Source organism: Cupriavidus malaysiensis (assembly GCF_001854325.1).
GTDB lineage: Bacteria > Pseudomonadota > Gammaproteobacteria > Burkholderiales > Burkholderiaceae > Cupriavidus > Cupriavidus malaysiensis.
The window spans coordinates 1,216,829-1,235,750 of record NZ_CP017754.1 but is presented as its reverse complement, the minus strand read 5'-3'; the positions used below and the strand labels follow the sequence as shown (position 1 = coordinate 1,235,750).

Annotated in this window: 14 protein-coding genes; 7 read left to right on the top strand and 7 right to left on the bottom strand. The window is 71.2% G+C overall.

The window, feature by feature from the left end; all coding sequences use genetic code 11:
- Window position 1: 1 nt before the first annotated feature.
- Window positions 2–1,171 carry an efflux RND transporter periplasmic adaptor subunit gene (locus tag BKK80_RS05365; RefSeq protein ID WP_071068681.1) on the bottom strand — a complete coding sequence of 390 codons (1,170 nt, stop codon included), beginning with the start codon at window positions 1,169–1,171 and terminating at the stop codon, window positions 2–4.
- Between the two features lie 30 nt (window positions 1,172–1,201).
- Entirely contained in the window at window positions 1,202–2,620 is a 1,419-nt protein-coding gene (locus tag BKK80_RS05360; protein ID WP_236903722.1) for a TolC family protein, read from the bottom strand.
- A gap of 584 nt (window positions 2,621–3,204) precedes the next feature.
- Here BKK80_RS05360 and BKK80_RS05355 point away from each other — a divergent pair.
- Window positions 3,205–4,191: a YeiH family protein gene (locus tag BKK80_RS05355; protein ID WP_071068680.1), complete on the top strand. Its 987-nt coding sequence runs from the start codon at window positions 3,205–3,207 to the stop codon at window positions 4,189–4,191.
- A 10-nt stretch (window positions 4,192–4,201) separates the two neighbouring features.
- Here the strand turns inward: BKK80_RS05355 and BKK80_RS05350 are convergent, their stop codons facing one another.
- Window positions 4,202–5,941, bottom strand: a complete 1,740-nt coding sequence (locus tag BKK80_RS05350; RefSeq protein WP_236903744.1) for a chloride channel protein — start codon at window positions 5,939–5,941, stop codon at window positions 4,202–4,204.
- Window positions 5,942–6,383: 442 nt separating this feature from the next.
- Between BKK80_RS05350 and BKK80_RS36230 the strand changes: the two genes are divergently transcribed.
- The 6 genes from BKK80_RS36230 (at window position 6,384) to BKK80_RS05320 (ending at window position 14,755) form a co-directional block, all read left to right on the top strand.
- Window positions 6,384–8,102: a CHASE2 domain-containing protein gene (locus tag BKK80_RS36230; RefSeq protein WP_071068679.1), complete on the top strand. Its 1,719-nt coding sequence runs from the start codon at window positions 6,384–6,386 to the stop codon at window positions 8,100–8,102.
- Window positions 8,103–8,106: 4 nt separating this feature from the next.
- Entirely contained in the window at window positions 8,107–8,505 is a 399-nt protein-coding gene (locus BKK80_RS05340; protein ID WP_071011357.1) for a hypothetical protein, read from the top strand.
- A gap of 4 nt (window positions 8,506–8,509) precedes the next feature.
- The gene (locus BKK80_RS05335; protein WP_236903721.1) at window positions 8,510–10,168 is read left to right on the top strand and encodes a M48 family metalloprotease; all 1,659 of its coding nucleotides are present in this window, start codon (window positions 8,510–8,512) and stop codon (window positions 10,166–10,168) included.
- A gap of 576 nt (window positions 10,169–10,744) precedes the next feature.
- Window positions 10,745–11,155, top strand: a complete 411-nt coding sequence (locus BKK80_RS05330; RefSeq protein ID WP_231907981.1) for a hypothetical protein — start codon at window positions 10,745–10,747, stop codon at window positions 11,153–11,155.
- Window positions 11,152–13,476 carry a S53 family peptidase gene (locus tag BKK80_RS05325; protein WP_071068678.1) on the top strand — a complete coding sequence of 775 codons (2,325 nt, stop codon included), beginning with the start codon at window positions 11,152–11,154 and terminating at the stop codon, window positions 13,474–13,476. The genes BKK80_RS05330 and BKK80_RS05325 overlap by 4 nt, the downstream gene beginning before the upstream one ends.
- Before the next feature lie 217 nt (window positions 13,477–13,693).
- Window positions 13,694–14,755, top strand: coding sequence for an HPP family protein (locus BKK80_RS05320; RefSeq protein ID WP_084545630.1), 1,062 nt, complete (start codon window positions 13,694–13,696; stop codon window positions 14,753–14,755).
- A gap of 142 nt (window positions 14,756–14,897) precedes the next feature.
- Here BKK80_RS05320 and BKK80_RS05315 read toward each other — a convergent pair whose 3' ends face one another.
- The 4 genes from BKK80_RS05315 to BKK80_RS05300 all read right to left on the bottom strand — a co-directional run bounded on the left by BKK80_RS05315 (window position 14,898) and on the right by BKK80_RS05300 (window position 18,822).
- On the bottom strand, window positions 14,898–15,902 hold the full coding sequence (locus BKK80_RS05315) for a tripartite tricarboxylate transporter substrate binding protein (RefSeq protein WP_071068676.1): 1,005 nt from the start codon (window positions 15,900–15,902) through the stop codon (window positions 14,898–14,900).
- A 38-nt stretch (window positions 15,903–15,940) separates the two neighbouring features.
- On the bottom strand, window positions 15,941–16,261 hold the full coding sequence (locus BKK80_RS05310; protein ID WP_071011350.1) for a DUF4387 domain-containing protein: 321 nt from the start codon (window positions 16,259–16,261) through the stop codon (window positions 15,941–15,943).
- A 19-nt stretch (window positions 16,262–16,280) separates the two neighbouring features.
- Window positions 16,281–17,642 carry an acyclic terpene utilization AtuA family protein gene (locus tag BKK80_RS05305; protein WP_071068675.1) on the bottom strand — a complete coding sequence of 454 codons (1,362 nt, stop codon included), beginning with the start codon at window positions 17,640–17,642 and terminating at the stop codon, window positions 16,281–16,283.
- A 166-nt stretch (window positions 17,643–17,808) separates the two neighbouring features.
- Window positions 17,809–18,822 carry a sigma-54 interaction domain-containing protein gene (locus BKK80_RS05300; protein WP_071068674.1) on the bottom strand — a complete coding sequence of 338 codons (1,014 nt, stop codon included), beginning with the start codon at window positions 18,820–18,822 and terminating at the stop codon, window positions 17,809–17,811.
- Between the last annotated feature and the right edge of the window lie 100 nt (window positions 18,823–18,922).

Below are 18,922 nucleotides of genomic sequence, written 5' to 3'. Positions count from 1 at the left end.
CTCAGGACTCCTGCTTGAGCAGCATCTCGTTGAGCAGCATGCCCCCTTGCGTGAACACCTTGAGCGGCTGCGCCAGCGGCACGCCGTCGGTCACGGCGAACATGCCGTCGCCGTGCGGCATGCCCTGCACCACCTGCCGGCGCACGTGCTGCGCGTCCGGCTGCGTCAGCAGCACCAGCTTGCCCTGGTCCTTGACGATGGCCGACTGCGGCACCACCAGCGCCTGCCGGCTGCCGGTCACGATGCGCGCGGTGGCGTACATCTCCGGCTTGAGCAGCCCGTCCGGGTTGGGCACGTCGCAGCGCACCTGCAGCGTATGCGTGTCGGCATCGACGTTCGGCGCGATGAAGCTCACCCGGCCGGTGTAGCGCCGCCCCGGGTAGGCCGCCGTCTCGATCTCGATGGCCTGGCCCAGCTTGACGTTGCGGATATCGTGCTCGTACAGGTTGCCGGTGAACCAGACCGAGCTGGTGTCGATCACGCTCATCAGCGCGTCGCCCACGTTCAGGTAGGAACCCTGGTCCATCTCACGCTTGACGATGGTGCCGCTGATCGGCGCCCGGATCGTCAGCGTCTCGCTGACCGTGCCGCGCTCGCGGATGCGCGCGATGTCCTCGCTGCTCGCGCCCAGCACGCGCAGCTTGTTCTCGGCCGACTGCATGGTCTGGCGCGCATCGTCCAGCAGCTCCTTCAGGTCGCTGCCCGACAAGGTGTGGTAGGCGTTGTGCGACAGCAGGAACTCGTTCTGCGCCGCGATGTACTCGGGCGAGTACAGCTCGGCCAGCGGCTGGCCGGCGCGCACCTTGGCGCCCTCGTACACCAGGATGCGTTCCACCCGGCCCGCCACCCGCGCCGAGGCCAGCTTGGCCTGCTGCACGTTGTAGGCCAGCCGGCCCGGCGTCGGCATGTCCACCCGCACCGGCTGCGCGCTGAAGGTCGCGCTCTGCACGATCTTCGGGTCGAAGCCGCCTTCGGGCAGCGCCAGCGTGGTGGGGATGGCGCGCGCGCGCGGCTGCGCGGCCTGTCCGGCCGCCGCGTCGGCCAGCGCCGTCGGCTTGCCGGCAGCGCCCGGCACCTGTCCGGCATTGCGCTGCGCCCAGAAATTGCCGCCCACGGCGCCGCATGCCAGCGCCACCACCAGGCCGGCGCCCATCATCAGGTTCTTGTTCATCCGCTCAGATCCCGCTAATCCTGCATTCCATCAAAGAGATTCCCGCCCCACCGCCGCCGCCAGCGTGTAGTACGCCTGGCGCGCGTCCGCCTCCGCCTGCGCCACCGCCAGCTCCGCGTTCTTCAAGGCGGTGCTGGCCGTCAGCAGGTCGGTGAAAGCGGCGTTGTTGTTGGCGTAGTTGGTGAAGGCCATCTTGTAGGCGGCCATCGCCTCGGGAAGCTGCCGGCGGCGCAGGAACTCCATCTGGTTGACGGCCTGGCGCAGGGTGTTGTGCGCGGTGTTCACGCCCAGCAGGGTCTGCTGGCGCACGGATTGTTCGTTGGCGTCGGAGGCCACCTTGTTGGCCACCGCCTCATCCACCCCGTAGCGTTCCTTGGTGAAGAAGAACAGGGGAATGATGATGTCGAATTCGATGCCGTAGCTGGCCGGCCGGAAGCCCAGCGGCGGATTGTTGCCGTTGAAGGTGCCGATCACCTGGAAGTCCGGCAGGTAGGCCTTGCGCGCCAGCCGCACGCCCTTCTCGGCGGCCTCCACCAGGTAGCGCGAGGCGCGCACGCCCGGGTGCTCGCGCAGCGCCATCTCCTCCAGCTCCGGCAGCGGCGCGGCCGGCAGCCGCGTCGCGCTGCTGTCCTGGCGCAGTTCCAGCGGGAAGGCCGGCGCCTTGCCGATCAGCGTGTTGATCGACTTCAGGCCGTTCTCGTACTGCCGCTCCAGCGTGAAGGCATCGTTCTGCGCGCTGCTCTGCGCCACCTGCGCGTTCAGGTAGTCGACGTAGCCGGCGGCGTTGTTGGCATAGCGGATGCGCGCCACCTGCTTGACCTGTTCGAGCCGCTTCAGGTTGAGCCGCAGCACCTCGAGCTGGGCCTTCTGCGACAGCGCCTGGAAATAGGTGGTACTGAGCTGGGCGTAGAGCTGCAGGAACAGCGCATCGCGCTGCGCGTCCAGCGACTCGGCCTGGGTGTCGGCGATCTCCGCCGCCAGCGCCTTCTTGCCGGGGAAGGGGAAGGACTGCGTCAGCGTGTAGCTGAACTGCTCGGCGCGGGCAAAGGCCAGCGGGCTGTTCTTGGGCAGGTTGTTCCAGATGAAGCCGACCTGCGGGTTGTTGGGCGCGGCGATCTGCGGCACCTGGGCCTTGGCGGCCTGGTACAGCGCGCGCGCCTGGATCAGCTGCGGGTTGTTGGCGCGCAGTTCCTGCGTCAGTTCCCACAAGGAGAAGCCAGGGCCGATCACACCGTTGGCCACGCTGCCGTCGGCGCCAGCCGGCGCACCAGCGGCGCTTGCCGGAGCGGCTGCCGCCGCCGAAGCCGGCGCGGCGCTGCCGCCGCTGCGGCCCCAGCCGCCGGCTTCGCGCACGCGTTTCCCCGCGCGCATGGCGGCGCCCGGGTCGGTATCCCCATTCAGCTCCACAGCAAAAACCGGCTGGCCGAACTGGGCCAGCAATGCCAGCATCCCCGTCGCGAGGCCGGCAGACGTCATCCGCTTCAACACGCGTATCCCTTCTTATTGACTTGTCGCGCGCATTTATCGCAAGCAAGGCTTTCAAATGCATTTCAGAAACGGCCGGCTCGCCACATCGACACACTAGGACTTACCCTGTCAACCGTAAGGCCGCCTCATGCGTGCCGAAGGCAGGCGCCAGCACAGGTCAGCATCGTGTCAGCGCGCCGGCCCGGCAGCGGCCCGCTGGCAACGCACCGGACCCCGGCCAGCCGATCCGGATGCCCATGCGCGCCGGCCGGACGGGGCGTGGCCGCTGGGCGGGCCCTGCGGAACCCGTCGACCCGACCCCCAGCCCCCCCCCCCCGCGGCGTACAGCTGCGCCGCCATCTCCGCAGAATTCCCCCTCCCGAATGGCAGACGCCCCGGCGCTGATCCGCCTGGCATGGTCGAATCGCGCCGGCTGAGCGCCCTATAGTCGACTTTTTCCAGCCTTCTTATCGATTTTTCAGATAGAAGATAGAAACTTTATTCGTTTGTCTCCTTAGACATAAAACAAATAACGTTATGCAAAATTCGAACATAAGCCGACGACCATGCATAACAAGCTTCTCAGCGGTAAAGCCCCCGGCCTGGCCCTGGTGATCGCCATCGCCGTTCCTGCCATGTTCCTGGGCCATCTCTTCCCCTTGCTGGGCGGGGCGGTGATCGCCATGCTGCTGGGCCTGGGCTGCCGCAGCGTCTACCAGCCGGGCGCGGCGCTGCAGCCTGGCCTGCAGTTCGCTTCCAAGCAGGTGCTGCAGTATTCGATCGTGGGGCTGGGCTTCAGCTTGCCGATCCATGAGGTGGTGCGCACCGGGCTGACCTCCCTGCCCGTCTCCCTGATCACGCTGGCCGTGGCCTTCGCGGTGGCGCTGGCGGTGGGCAAGCTGCTGCACATCCCCGAGAAGCTGAAGATCCTGATCGGCGCCGGCACCGCCATCTGCGGCGGCTCGGCGATCGCGGCCATCACGCCGGTGCTGCGTCCCGACGACCATGACACCGCCTACGCGCTGTCGACCATCTTCCTGTTCAATATCGTCGCGGTGATGATCTTCCCGGCGCTGGGCCGGCACTTCGGCATGTCCGACACCGGCTTCGGCCTGTGGGCGGGCACCGCCATCAACGACACCTCATCGGTGGTGGCGGCGGCCTACGCCTGGAACAACTTCGCCGGCGAGTACGCCACCATCGTCAAGCTGACCCGCGCCATGATGATCGTGCCCGTCACGCTGGTCCTGGGCCTGCTCTTCAGCCGCGGGCGGGGCGGCGCCGCCGTGCCGCTGCACAAGAACGTACCCTGGTTCATCGTGCTGTTCGTGCTGGCCTCGGTGGTCAATGAATGGCTGCCGCCCGCCCTGACCGCGGCGATCCGCCAGCTCGCGCCGTTCATGATCGTGCTGGCCCTGGCCGGCATCGGCCTGAGCACCGACGTGCAGCGCCTGCGCCGCGCGGGCTGGAAGCCCCTGCTGCTAGGCCTGGTGGTGTGGTGCAGCGTGGCGGTGAGCAGCCTGCTGGTGCAGCACCTGACGGGGATGATCTGAGCCGGCGGCTTCAGCTCACCGCCGACGCCGCCTCGCCCGCGGCGCTGGCACTGCCGCCACCCCCGCCGCGCAGCCGTTCGCGCTGCGTCTCCTCCAGCCACAGATGCCGGCTCGGGCGCAGCAGGTCGCGCAGGGACACGATGCCGGCCAGCCGCATCGACCGCGCATCGTCCACCACCGCCAGCCGGCCCACGCCCAGGGCCGCCATGCGCCCCGCCGCCGCGCGCGCCGTCTCTTCCGGCAGCAGCACGGCCGGCGCGGCCGCGCCGGCGAACAGCGCGGCGCAGGGCGTACCCTCCTGCTCGCGCCCGCGCAGCAGGGCGCGGTCCAGCAGGCCCAGCACGCGGCCGTCCTGCACCACCGGGTAGCCGCGATGCGCGGCGTGCTCGCCGAAGTAGGCCTGCGCGGCCTGGGCCAGGGTCAGGCCCCCGTCGATCCAGATCACCTCGCGCGTCATCAGGTCCGCCACATGCTGGCGCGCGAGCGGGTCGACGCTGTATTCGCGGTAGATGTGCAGGCCGCGCCGGGCGATCTTCTCGGTCATGATGGAGCGCTTCATCAGCAGCGCCGTCAGGCCATAGGCCACTGCCGTGGTGAGCAGCAGCGGCAGCAGCGCCTCGCTGTCGCGCGTGAGGCCGAAGGCGAACACGATGGCGGTGAGCGGCGCGCCCAGCACGCTGCCCAGCACCCCCGCCATGCACACCAGCGCCCATAGCTGCGGCGAGCCGCCCGGCAGCCAGGGCGACAGCACCGTGCCGAGGCCGGCGCCGAGCATCAGCAGCGGCGCCAGCACGCCGCCGGAGGTACCCGAGCCGAGCGCGATCACCCAGATCACTGCCTTGACCGCGAGCAGCGCCAGTGCGGCCTCCAGCAGCAGGCGATGGTTGAGCAGGTCGCCGATGACGTCATAGCCCACGCCCAGCGCGCGCGGCACGAAGTAGCCGCCGATGCCGACCGCCAGGCCGCCCAGGGCGGGCCACCACATCCAGTGCAGGCGCAGCTTGCCGAAGGCATCTTCCACCTTGTACAGCCCCAGCGTGAGCACCGCGCCGAGCACGCCGCTCAGCAGGCCGGCCACCACGCAGGAGGCCAGCGCCAGCGTGGATGCCGGCGCCGTCTGCAGCGGGAACAGCGGCCCCGCCTCGAACAGCCAGGGCCGCAGGAAGCCGGCCACGCCGCAGGCGAGCGCCACCGGCAGCAGGCTGCGCGGGCGCAGTTCGAACAGCAGCAGTTCCACGCCCAGCAGCACCGCCGCCACCGGCGTGCCGAAGATGGCGGTCATGCCGGCACAGGCGCCGGCCACCAGCAGCGTCTTGCGCTCGGCGGCTGTCAGGTGCAGGTACTGGGCCAGCAGCGAGGCGATCGAGCCGCCGGTCATGATGATCGGCCCTTCGGCGCCGAAGGGGCCGCCGCTGCCGATCACGATGCCCGAGGCCAGCGGCTTGAGCACCGCCACGCGCGGCGACATCTTGCTCTTGCCGAACAGCACCGCCTCGATGGCCTCCGGGATGCCATGGCCGCGGATCTTGTCGCTGCCGTAGCGCGCCATCAGGCCGACGACGAGGCCGCCCAGCACCGGCACGGCAATCACCCAGGCGCCCGGCGCGTGGCCCGCGGGCGAACGCTCGGCCAGCGACAGCGACTGGAAGAAGAACAGGTTGGTGAAGAAGCGGATCAGCTTGAGCAGCACGTCCGCCGCCAGCGTGCTGACGGCGCCGATGCCCAGCGCCACGCCGGCCAGCAGCAGCATGCGGCGGTCGACGTGGTAGTCGCGCCTGGAGATCGGTGGCGCGGCAGGCGGGTGGCAAGACGGCGGGGAGGACGGCACGGGGGGCGGCAGGGAGGACATGGCTAGGTGCGGACGGCTGGAGAGGGCGGGAGTCGTGCAAGGGCGCCGGCTGGCGCGGCACGGCGCCCGCCCTGGGGACCGAGGCGCGGCGCATCGGCCGGAAGCGTCTAAATATATCATGGCATGATATATCTGCGCAGACCGCGGCGACATGCCGGGGCCGCCCGCCGAGGTGTCGGCGCCATGCCACAGCGGCGGCAAATGTAAGCATTTGTAATGTCCGCGATAGTATGATGGCGCACATTGCCCGCATTGATATCGCTTCTGACACATTTGGCACTCCGGCCCGAGCCAGGCCGCCGGCGCCATGGCGGGAGCCGCAACAAGACACAAGAAGAAGCACGTGCCCAGTTCGCACCACTCCCACGCCGCGCCGGCCGCCGCCGGCGCCCTGCCGGAAGCCGGCGACCAGGACCGGACCGCTCCGCACAAACCCGCCACGCGCTTCGCCTTCTCGCTGCCGGTGGCGCTGGTGATCTCCTTCCTGATGCTGTGGGGCATTCCCAAGGTGGTGCCGTCCAGCGACGCCATCACCCATGTCACCGCGCGCCTGCAGAGCGCGCTGGTCGGCGCCTTCTATCCCTCTACCCACCGCGACGACGTCACCGTGCTGCTGATCGACGACGCCTCGCTGACCGAACTGGGCCAGGGCTGGCCGGTGCCCTACCGCACCCATGCACGCTGGCTGTCGGTGCTGGGGCAGGTCTACAAGCCGCGCGCGATCTTCCTCGACATCACCTTCACCCAGGCGCGCGACGATGCCACCCTGCCCGCCCTGGTGCAGTCACTGTGCCGGTTGCGCGACCGCGGCGTGCCGGTGTTCCTGGCCGCGCTGCCCGGCCCCGACGGCAAGCTGGCCCTGCGGCCGGGGCTGGAAACGCCGCCCGGCGAGGCGCCGTGCTTCCAGCTGGTGGGCGTGGACTACGAGGCGGACCGCATCGACCGCCTGGTGTGGAGCTATCCGCTGTGGCGCGAGGCGGAAGGTCATGAAGGCGGCCACGCGGGTAGCGACGCCGGCGCCCATGCCGGCAGCCATGCCGGCAGCCATGCCGGCGAAGGCGCCGGGAAGGGTGCCGCGCCCGGCGGCGAGGCCGGCCACGGCGCCGGCCAGCCCGCGCGCAGCGCGGCATTGGCGATGGCCGAGGATGCCGGCGGCCTGCGGCTGGCGCGCGAGGAGGAGCCGATGGCCCTGGTCTGGGGCGTGCGCAACGGCGACCTGCCGCGCTACGCCGAGTGGTGCCGCCCTTCCTCCGGCCTGGCCGAGGTCCTGCCGGCGCCGCTGCGCGCGCTCTGGCAAGGCAAGGAAGCCTACCAGCCGATCTGCCCCTACAGCCGCGCGCTGGCCATGCGCCAGCTCAAGCCGTCGAGCGAGGCCGACGAGCGCACGCTGCGCGAGCGCCTGGACGGCCGCTTCGTGCTGATCGGCACTTCCATGGCCGGCTCCAACGACCTGGTGGCCTCGCCGGTGCATGGCCCCATCCCGGGCGTGTTCCTGCATGCGATGGCGCTCGACAACCTGCTGACCTACGGCACCCGCTACAAGCGCGCGCTGGAATGGGAACTGCTGCCGCCCTGGCGCCTGGCCTTGCTGGGCACGGCGGTGGTGATCCTGGCGCACTGGCTGCTGCACCGGCGCTACCTGCTGTCCGCCGGCCACGGCGGCAACGACGCCCCGGCGCGGCGCCACGCCTGGCTGGGCCGGCGCTGGTGGCGCGCGGCGCGTGCCTGGCTGGCGCGCCGCCGCCATGCGCTCGAAGCGATCGCGCGCGGCCATGCCCGCTGGACGCCGCAGCACCTGCTGGCCGAGGCGCTGCTGGCCGCCGGCCGCCTGACCGACTTCCTGGCGCGCCAGCTCGGCCGCATCGTTTTTTCCACCGCGGTGATCCTGCTGGTGATCCTGCTGGCGCAAGGCGTGCTCGACATCGGCACCCTGCCGGTGGTCGACCTCGCCGCCATGGCGCTGGCCGCCGAATGGCTGGGCTGGACCCGCAAGATCACCGATGTCGCCCTGGGCGAAGACCCGGACGAGCCGCCGCTTCCTGAATCGCACCACTCGGAGTAGAACCATGCGCCGCTTTGCCCTCCGCCAAACGCTTGCCGCCGCCTCGCTGTCGCTGCTGGCCGGCCTGTCCGCCACCGCCATGCAGGCCGCGCAGGCCGCCACGCCGGCCACCCTGGGCCAGGTCACCGCCGCCGTGCAGAAGCCGCTGCCGCTGTATGCGCATCCGGGCGATGCCAACGCCGCACAGACGGTGGCCGCCGACAACCTGCCCTGGGCCATCCTGGAGGCCAAGGACGACTTCTACCGCGTGCGCGTGGGCGGCCGCGACTACTGGGTCGACGGCATGACCGTGCGCGTGGCGCGCGCCGCCAAGGCGGCCTGCGACGCCACCGTGACCCAGGGCAAGACCAATAACAGCCCCACCGGCTCCACCCCGGGTGCCGGCGAGAACGCTTGCCGCTGAGCCCATGCGAGCCGGCAAGAACCTGGCGCGCCATGGCCGCATGGCGCGCATGGCACGCATGAGGGGCTGGACGCGCCTGCTGCGCGCCACCGCGCTGGCGGCTGCCGCGGCACTGCTGGCCAGCGCCTGCGCCACGCTGCCGGGCGGCGACAGCTTCGTCGTCACCACCGGCGAGCTGCCGCCGGTGCCCACCGGCCGCACCTGGCCCGATGCCGCGCAGGACGTGCGCAACCAGCGCGCGCGCGGCAATGGCCTGGTCGAGATGCCCGAGATGCAGGCCTACCTCAACGGCCTGCTGGCCAAGGTCAAGACCGCCGCCGGCGTGCCGAACTGGCCGGGCGCGGTCTATATCACCGCCTCCAACGACCTCGAAGCCTACTGCACCGGCGCCGGCAACATCTACCTCTCGCTCGGCTGGCTGTCGTCGGCCGAGTCGGAAGACGAGATCGTGGCCATCCTGTCGCACGAGTACGGCCACGTCTATCTCGACTACCACCAGCTCGAGGGCGCGAGCAACACCGCAGACAAGATGGCGCTGTGGGCCTCGGTCGGCATGGTGCTGGCGCAGAAGGCCGGCAATGCCACCGGCTGGGGCATCGGCGACAGCATGGTGGCCTCCTACCTGCTCGGCAAGGGCGTGCTGGTGCCGGCCTGGGGCCGCCAGCAGGAGGAGAACGCCGACCGCTTCGGCGCCACCGTCAGCCTGCGCCTGGGCTACTCCTTCACGCAGGGCTTCAAGGCTTTCCTGGAGCGCCAGGACACCTGGGAGCAGCAGAATGCGGCGCGCCGCGAGGCGCAGAAGCAGCGCGTGCTGGAGCAGGTCAAGCTGGCCGCCGCCGACAACGCGCGCAAGAAGAGCGCCGCGCAGGGCAACGACGCCGTCAACCACGCCATGCGCGAGATGCAGGCCTCGCTCGAATCGGGCACCGCCGGCCTGTTCCAGAGCGTGGACAGCGGCGTGCGCGACCTGTGGGGCCAGTTCACCGAGTCGCACCCGTCGACCAGCGCGCGCCTCGACTCGCTGACCGCGCAGGTAATGCCGCTGATGGCCGGCAGGCCGCGCCCGCGCCCGAGCGTGGAGCCGTGGACGCGCGCCCTGGCGCAGAAGCGCAGCGCCGCCACGCTGAAGAACTACCAGCTCGCGGCCGATGCCCAGGGCGCGCTGCAGGCCCAGGATTTCGTCCGCGCGCGCAAGCTGGCGCTGGACGCCGCCTCGGGCCCGACCGCACGCCAGGCGCTGCCGCTGCTGACGCTGAGCCTGGCCGAGATCGGCCCGGGCGGCAACGGCATGCAGATGCAGCGCGCCGCCATGGTGCTCGACCGCAACCTGCAATCCGAGCCGGACCGCGCCTGGACCGTCTACGTGACACGCGCCAACGGCCTGCTCGGCTCCGGCCAGGGCCGCGCGGCGCAGACGGTGATGGACCAGGGCTTCACCTACTTCAACGACGCGCCGGCCGCCTGGCCCGATGCGATCCGCTTCTACGGCCAGGCCGGCGACTGGAACCGCGCCAAGCAACTGGCCGCGCAATGCGCCAGCCGCTTCCCCACCTACGCCAACGGCTGCAACACCGCCGCGCTCACGCCGGCGGAAAAGGCCGAGCAGGAGCGGCGCAACGAGCAGAAAGCCAAGAGCCTGGTGGACCGGTTGACGAAGAAGTAGCGGAAGTCTGCGGCGGAATTCGATAGCGGAAGCCGCCGCGGTCGGCCAGCGCCTGCCCTCTCCCCCGGCCCCTCTCCCGCAAGCGGGAGAGGGGAGCAGACCGGCGCGGTGCGAATCCCCTCGCGCTGAATAGAGCCAAAACGATGCGCCAACACCGCCGGCCAAGCACGAGGTCTTGGCTCCCTCTCCCCGCACGGAGAGGGCGGGGGAGAGGGGTGGTTCAGCAAGGTGCCACATCCAGCGAAGCCCTCGGTGTGATCCGGCTCACGAACGCCCAGCGAAGCCCTCGGTGCGATCCAGCACGCAGGCCTACAGACCCTGCCCCGCCCGCCGATATCCCTAGCGTGCGCCAGGGCCACACCACCACGAGGAATCCACATGCCGCGCGACGCCTGTTTTGCATGCGAGTCCGGCCATCCCGTGCCTGGCGGTGCCACACATTGCCCGCCACCTGCGCAGCACCCGCTTTCCTGCACGCCATCTTCCCCGCGCACGACACCGGCAGCCGTCCGCTGCGGACGGCCGGTGCCGCGCCGACCCAGCCATCGACCTCGATGGCAAACCCGGTGAGACACCATGAGGCACAGCCAGATTGACGCGGGCATCGCGCCCGCCCCGGAACAGGCGATTCCCGCCCCCGACACGGTTCACTCCCCCGCCACCACGCCGGCGCCCGACGCCAGCGGCACCAGCGCAAGCCATTCGCTGGCCCGGCTCGGCTGGCGCCAGACGGTCGTCGCCGGCGGCAGCGCGCTCGCCGCGGCGGCCCTCGCCGGAGGCTGCGCGGCCGACGCGCCGCCGCCGGCGGTGCAGGCCCAGGCGCCCGCCGCCCAGCAGCTCTGGTGCCAGGCGCCGGAAGGCTACTACCCCGAGGTGCAGCAATGTGCGGGCGGCTGGGTCCGCCGCGCGCCCGCGCATGCCGCTTCCGATGCCGCGCCGCCGGTGCTGGTGATTCCGGTGCAACCGCCCGCGGGAGTCCGCCCATGAAGCGCCCCGCCCTGCCGAAGCGCCCGCTGCTGCCGGCTCCGATATCCGCCCTGGTGCCGCTGCTGCTGCCTGCGCTGCTGTCCGCCTGCGGCGGCAGCACCGACGGCTCGGGCAATGCCGCGGCCCCCGCCACGTCGACCAGCATCACCCTGACGCCGCTTGCGGCCGACGTCGCCAGCGCGGCGCTGACGCCGCACTTCTCGCTTGCGCCGGTGGTGCTGGCCGCGCCCGCCGACCTCGACAGCCTGGCCCCGTCCGCTTCCGCGCTGCAGCCGGCCGCGACGCAGGCCGTCCCGGCGGCCCTGGCGGCCACGTCCACCACCCGGCTCACGCCCCAGGCGCTGGCCGCCAACCCGTTGGCAGCGGCCCCGGCGGCGAGCGGCTCGACCACGGTCACGACCTACACGCCGGCACAGATCCGCGCGGGTTACGGCCTGCCCGCGCTGCCGGCCTCGTGGACCGGCCTGAGCGCGAGCGTGGCCGCGCAGATGGGGGCCGGACAGACGGTCTACATCGTCGACGCCATGAGCGATCCCAATATCGCCGCCGAGCTCGCCGCCTTCAGCCAGAAATTCGGCCTGCCCGGCTGCACCACCACCGCGATCGCGCCGGGCGCCACCCTGCCGCTGCCGGCGGCGAGCACCGGGGGGTGCCAGTTCTCGGTGGTCAATGCCACCAGCTCCGGCGCCATGACCTCGATCGCTCCGCCCTACGATTCCGGCTGGGCCACCGAGATCGCGCTCGACGTGCAGTGGGTCCATGCCACCGCCCCGCTCGCCCGCATCATCCTGATCCAGGCCTCGAACGCCTCCACCGCCAGCCTGCTGGGCGCCATCAACCTGGCCAACGCCATGGGCCCGGGCGTGATCTCGATGAGCTTCGGCGCCGCCGAAGGCAGCTGGACCAGTTCGGTCGACTCGGCCTTCACGCGCACCAACATGACCTACATGGCGGCGACCGGCGACAGCGGCACCGGCGTGGAGTGGCCATCCGTCTCGAAGAACGTGCTCGGCGTCGGCGGCACGCACCTGGTGCTGAACGGCAGCACCCGCACGGAGTCGGTCTGGAGCGGCACCGGCGGCGGCATCAGCCAGTACACGACGGTGCCGTCGTACCAGACGCCGGCCGTGCCCGGCGTCGGCTCGCTGTCGATGCGCTCGGTCGCCGACGTCGCGTTCAACGCCGACCCCTACACCGGGCAGTACGTGGCGGTCATCCCGCCGGGAGGGTCGACCGCCAGCTGGTACAGCGTCGGCGGCACCAGCCTCGCCACGCCCCAGTGGGCCGCCATCGCGGCCATCGCCAACGCCTTGCGCGCGCAAGGCGGCAAGGCGCCGCTGGGCCTGGCGCAGACGCTGCTCTATGGCAACGTCGGGGCCAACGCCGGCGCCTATGCCGCGGCCTTCCGCGACATCACGCAGGGCAGCGACGGCGCTTGCGCCACCTGCGCGGCGCACACCGGCTATGACCAGCCCTCGGGCCTGGGCACGCCCAATGTGTCGAGCCTGCTGACGTCGTTGACGGCGAATGCCCAGCCGCCGGCACCGGTGGTCACGCCGGTGACCGTGAATGGCACGGCCGGCAGCGCGCTGAGCTTCACCATGGCGGTGAGCGCGCCGGACGCGGTCACCTGGTCGCTGGCCAATGCGCCGGCGGGCATGAGCGTCAGCGCGGCGGGCCTGATCAGCTGGCCTCAGCCGGTGGCGGGCAGCTACGCCGTCACCGTGACGGCGACCGACAAGGTCACCGGCAGCGCCGGCCACGCCACCGCCACCATCGGCATCGCCGCGCCCCCGGCGCCCGTGGTGGAGGCCACGACGGTCGCGGCCCAGCCGGGCAGCGCGCTGCGCTTCCAGGTCCAGTTCAGCGCATCGGATCCGGTCACCTTCGCGCTGAGCGGGGCACCGTCCGGCATGACGATCAGCAGCGCGGGCGTGCTCTCCTGGGCCTCGCCGGTGGCCGGCAAGTACAGCGTGACGGTGACCGCCAAGGACACCACCACCGGCAAGAGCGGCAGCGCCGTGCTGACGGTGCAGGTCTCCACCAGGCCGATCGGGCCGGTGCTCTCCGCGGCGCCGATCCGCGGCGTGGCGGGCCGGGCCCTGAGCGGCGTGATCGGCGTGTCGGACCCGGGCGCGAGCGCCATCCTGGTGAGGATTTCGGGCGCGCCGCCCAGCATGACCTTCGCCGCCAGCGGGCAGGGGATCCTGCTCAACTGGACGAACCCGGTGGCCGGGACCTACACGCTGGTCCTCAGCGCGACCGATTCCGCCGGCCTGAGCACGCAGAGCACGCTGGTGCTGACCATCAGCGCCAACTGACGCTGACGTGTGGCCGGTGCGCCGCGTGCGCGCCGGCCGGGGTGGCGGTGCGGGCACCTGCCTGCCGCGGCAGGTGCGGGCGCCGGCGACTTATATCATCTTCTGATATATTTCGCCGACGCCCTCTCCCGATCCTCCCCGCCGTACCGTGCCGCCCTCCACTTCCCTGCCGCTCGCCCCCCAGCGCACCGCCGCGTGGCTGCGCACCTTCCTGCCCATGCCGATCGCGGCCAGCCGCCGCGAGCGCATCAAGTCCTGCGCCGGCGCGCTGCTCGGGCTGTTCTGCACCGAGTGGATCAGCCGGCATCTGCTGGCCGGCTTCAATCCCTGGTTCGTCGCCCCGATGGGCGCCTCCGCCGTGCTGCTGTTCGCGGTGCCGTCGAGCCCGCTGGCGCAGCCGTGGTCGATCATCGGCGGCAACCTGGTGGCGGCCCTGGTGGGCGTGGCCTGCGCGCAATGGATTCCGGCCCCCGGCCTGGCCGCGGGCGTGGCGGTGGCGGTGGCCATCGCGCTGATGTTCCAGCTGCGCTGCATCCACCCGCCCAGCGGCGCCGTCGCCATCACCGCGGTGTTCGGCGGCCCGGCGGTGCGCGCGCTCGGCTTCGGCTTCGTGGTGATGCCGGTGCTGGTCAACTCCATGCTGCTGCTGTTGCTGGCGCTGGTCTTCAACAACCTCGCCCGCCGCCGCTATCCGCACCGCCCGCCCGAAGCGGCGCCGGGACACGGCACCGCCGACCCGCCGCCCGCGCAGCGCGCCGGCATCACGCGCGCCGACCTGGACCAGGCCCTGGCCGAGCGCGGCGAGTTCCTCGACATCGAGGAAGACGACCTCGAAGCCATCCTGATCGCCGCCGAGCAGCACGCCTACCGGCGCCGCTTCGGCGAACCGCGCTGCGCCGACATCATGTCGCGCGATGTCGTTGCCGTGCAGCCGGGGCAGGCGCTGGAGGACGCCTGGGACCTGCTGGCCCGCCATCGCATCAAGGCGCTGCCGGTGGTGGACGAACAACGGCGCCTGCGCGGCATGCTGAGCGCCACCGACCACCTGCTCGGCCGCGACGCCGCCGGCCCGCGCCAGCGCGTGGCCGACCGCATGACCCCGGCCGTGCTCACGGCGCGCCCCGACCAGCCGATGATCGAACTGGCGCAGGCGTTCTGCGATGGCGGGCTGCATCACGTGCCGGTGGTGGACGCCGGCGGCATCGTGGTGGGCATGGTGACGCAGTCGGACCTGATGGCGGCCCTGCTCAAGGACAGCCTGCTCGGCGCCGGACGCTGAGCGCCGCATGGCTGCCGCGGGCGACGTGCGGGGTGTCGCTGTGGCGAATGCCTGCCCTCTCCCCCGGCCCCTCTCCCGCAAGCGGGAGAGGAGAGACAACCAGCGGCAAAGGCGAGCGAACCCGCGCCCTGCCCCCTCCCGACTACTCCACCACGATCTTGTGCTCGACCGCCAGCCGCTTCCACTGCGCCAGTTCCTGCTTCATGCGCGCAGCGAAGTCCGCCGGGCTGAGCGCCTGCGGCAGTGCGCCGTCGGGATCGAGCACGGCACGCATCTCGCTCGAGGCAGCGGTGTCGTTGATCTCGCGATTGAGCCGCTGCACCAGCGCCGCCGGCGTGCCGGCCGGTGCCAGCACGCCGACCCAGATGTCCATCTCGTAGCCCGGCACGGTGGCCCCCAGCGCGGGCAGGTCGGGGAAGGCGGCACTGGGGCGCTGCGATGTCACCGCGAGCGCGCGCACCTTGCCTGAGCGGATCTGCGGCGCCATCGAGCTGTAGTTGCCGATCATCACGTCGATCTGGCCGGCCGACAGGTCCAGCAGCGCATTGGAGGCGCCCTTGTAGGGCACATGCATCATGCGCACCTTGGCAGCGTCGCTCAGCAGTTCGGTCGCCATCTGGCCGAGCGAGCCGATGCCCGCCGAGCCATAGGTGATGGCGCCCGGGCGCGCCTTGGCCGCGGCCAGCAACTCGGCCGGCGTGTGGAACGGCTTGGCGGCCGACACCGCCAGCAACAGCGGGCCGTTGCCCACCATCGCGACCGGTGCGAAGGCGGCGATGGCGTCGTAGGGCGACCTGGGCTGGGTGGCCGCCGCGGTCAGGAAGGTCGACGACGTCAACAGCAGCACGGAGCCGTCGCGCGGCGCGCGGGCGACGAAGTCGGCCCCCATGGCGCCAGCCGCGCCAGGCTTGTTCTCGACGATCACATTGGCGCCCAGGCGGCGCGCCAGGCCGGGGGCGAGCGCGCGCGCGATGACGTCGTTGCTGGCTCCGGCCGAGAACGGCACCACGATGCGCACCAGCGGCGGCACGGCCGCGGCGGTATCGGCGCGCGCCGGCAGCGGCGCGATGGCGCCCACCAGGGCACCGGCGGCCGCAAGGCCTTGCGCGAAGCGCGCCACCCGCTGCAAAGCGGAGTTCTTGTGCATGGCTACCTCTTCGATCTGGTTGGCCTGGCGCGGCGCGCTCAGGCGGGAATGTCGAGGTCGAGCAGCGGTGCGTACTGCTGCGCGCCGAAGATGTCGCCATCGCCGGCGCTGCCGCTGGGCCGGCTGCGGTAGATGGTGAACTTGATGGCGAAGGCCGGATCGTAGGCGACGAAGTCGGAGATGCGCTCGCCGGCAATGCCGTACAGCGCTGCCACACGCTCGCGCGACAGCACGCCCGAGCGCTTCACGCGTTCGTACTCGGCGGCATCGCGGAAGATGATATCGAAGGTGATCTTGTTGACGCCGGCATTCTTGCTGCGAATGGTCTTGGCCAGCTCGTGCAGTTTCTGGGTGCTCATCGTGGTCTTCCTCGGTCCTTCAGATACCGGCTTCGGTCAGGTGGGTGGGGAACAGCGCCATCGGATCCGCCACCTCGATGGTGTGGTTCAGCGTCCAGCGGTAGGCCGGGCTGGCGCGCAGCACTTCGTCGAGCGGGAACGAGACCGAACCCGCCGTGCCCTTCACGTCCGGCAGGCGCGCGTAGAACATCTGGCGCAGGCCGATCATGGCCACCTCCTCCGCCATCCCGGCGGTGGGGGCCACGCCCTGCACCATCACGCACAGCTCGTGGCCGGGCCGGTCGCGCAGCGGCTCCAGCTCGCCCATCACGCCGTCGCGCCCGTACACGTTGTAGTGCAGCGCGTAGCCATCGGGGCCGAAGCGCGCGCGCACCTGCTCGCGTGCCCAGGCGATCACGCGGTCGACGTTGGCGATGGTGTAGGGATCGCGGATGCCGCACAGGCCGACGTAGCGTTCGCCGACCTTGCCCGCGCCTTCCAGCTTCACGCGCACCGTGCCGGCCTCCTCGAAGCGCGCGCCGGTGATGCGGGTGGTGCGGGCATCGACCTGTTCGTAGCGGCAGTGCGTCATGTCGAGCCGGCCGCCGGCGACGAATTCCTCGAAGGGATTGGAGCGCTCGTACATGGCGTGCCCGGCGACCGAAGCCACCGTGCAGCGCTGCTCGGGATGCATGGCGGTGACGCGCACGTCATCGTGCGAGATGGTGCCCATCACCGTCTCCTTGCCGCCATAGGGCTCGGCGCAGAAGGAGGCGCATTCCAGCACCTTGCCGAGGTAGTAGGCGTGGTCGGCCGGGAAGCCGTGGTGCAGGGCCGGCGCGGCGAACAGCGCGGCGTCCGAGCTGCGCCCGCCGATGATCACGTCCACGCCCTGCGCCAGCAGCGCGCGGTAGGGATGCACGCCGGCCATGGCGACCACGCGGTCGGTGGCATCGAGTTCGGCGCGCGTGAGGTCGGCGAAGCCGTCCAGGCCGCGGATGGCCTGGCCCCGCTCGAGCGCGGCGCGCAGCGTGGCCTTGTCCACCTCGGAGTAGAAGTAGCCCAGGCGGAAGCGCTTGAGCCCGTGCTTCTGTGCCAGCTCGCGGATGATGCGCACGTAGAGGTCGACGCGGCTGTTGCTGCCGGTGTCGCCGGCCGAGCCGATGATCATCGGCACCCCCAGCCGGCGCGAGGCCAGCAGCATCTGTTCGAGGTCATGCCGCTGCCAGGCCTCCGGGCTGGTCGAGGTGTCCGAACCCAGCGGCACCGGGCCGACGTCGTCGCTGCCTGAATCGGCGGCGATGTAGTCGGGCCCGGCCGCCACCCCGAGTTCGAAGCTGGCCGTGCGCAGCGGCGCAAAGCCGAGATGGCCGTTGGGGCAGATGATCTTCAGCGACTGCATGGAGGAAGCTCCCGAGAAGCGCCGGCTGGCGCGGATGCCTGTCCCTACGCAGAAGCCGTGCCATCCGCCGGCGCGAAATACTTCCCTTTTTATTCAACCACTTAGGAATTCCGACCCGCAGCCTGCGTGCATTTCACGCGATAATCTCCACGCCAATGCGTGGATTTCACGCATCTGTCAGGCCGAGCTTGAGCATCTGGTGGCGCAGGGCGTGGCGGCTCAGGCCCAGCCGCTGCGCCGCCTGGCCAGCGTTCTGCCCGCAGGCATCGAGCGCCGCGCGGATCAGCCGCGCCTGGAAGCGCGCGGTGGCGGCGTGGTAGTCCTCGCCGGGCACCGGCGCTGCCGCCATGGCGGCGTCCGTGCCGGCGGAGGCATCGGCGGACGCATCGGCGCGTGCGTCGACCTCGCGCAGGATGCGCGCCGGCAGGTGGCGCGGCAGCACGCAGTCGCCCTCCTCCAGCAGGCAGATGCGCTCCAGCAGGTGTTCCAGCTCGCGCACGTTGCCGGGCCAGCGGTAGGCGCGGAAGATGCGCTCGACCTCGGGGTCCAGGTGCGCCATGCGGCTGCCGTACTGCTGCCGATAGCGCGCCAGGGCCTGCTGCGCCAGCAGGAAGATGTCGTCGCCGCGCTCGCGCAGCGGCGGGATGTTGATGGCGATCACCTGCAGGCGGTAGTACAGGTCTTCGCGGAACTTGCCATCCTTGACCTCGCTCAGCAGGATCTTGTTGGTGGCGGCGATGAAGCGCACGTCCACGCTGATGGGGCGTACCGCGCCGACCCGGCGGAAGCGCCGCGTGTCGAGCAGCGTCAGGATCTTGGACTGCATCACCGGGTCGAGCTCGCGCACCTCGTCCAGGAACACGGTGCCGCCGTTGGCGGCCTCGACCAGTCCTTCCTTCTTGCCGACCGCGCCGGTGAAAGCGCCGCGCTCATGGCCGAACAGTTCGGATTCGAGCAGCTGCGCCGGGATGGCCGCGCAGTTGATGTCGATGAACTCGCGCGCGGCGCGGTCAGACTGCTCATGGAGGATGCGCGCGACCAGGCTCTTGCCGGTGCCGGTCTCGCCATAGATCAGCACCGTGCGCGCCTGGCTGCGCGCCACGCGCGCGACCAGGTCGCGCAAGGCGGCGATGGAGGGATGGCGGCCGGCCAGTTGCAGGCCGGAAGGCTCTTTCGTCATCGGGAACGGCGGGTGGCGGAATACGGGATTACGGATCCCGGGATTGCGGGGCAACCGCGGGCGCGGCCATCATACCGCGCCGGACCCCGGGCGCTGCCGG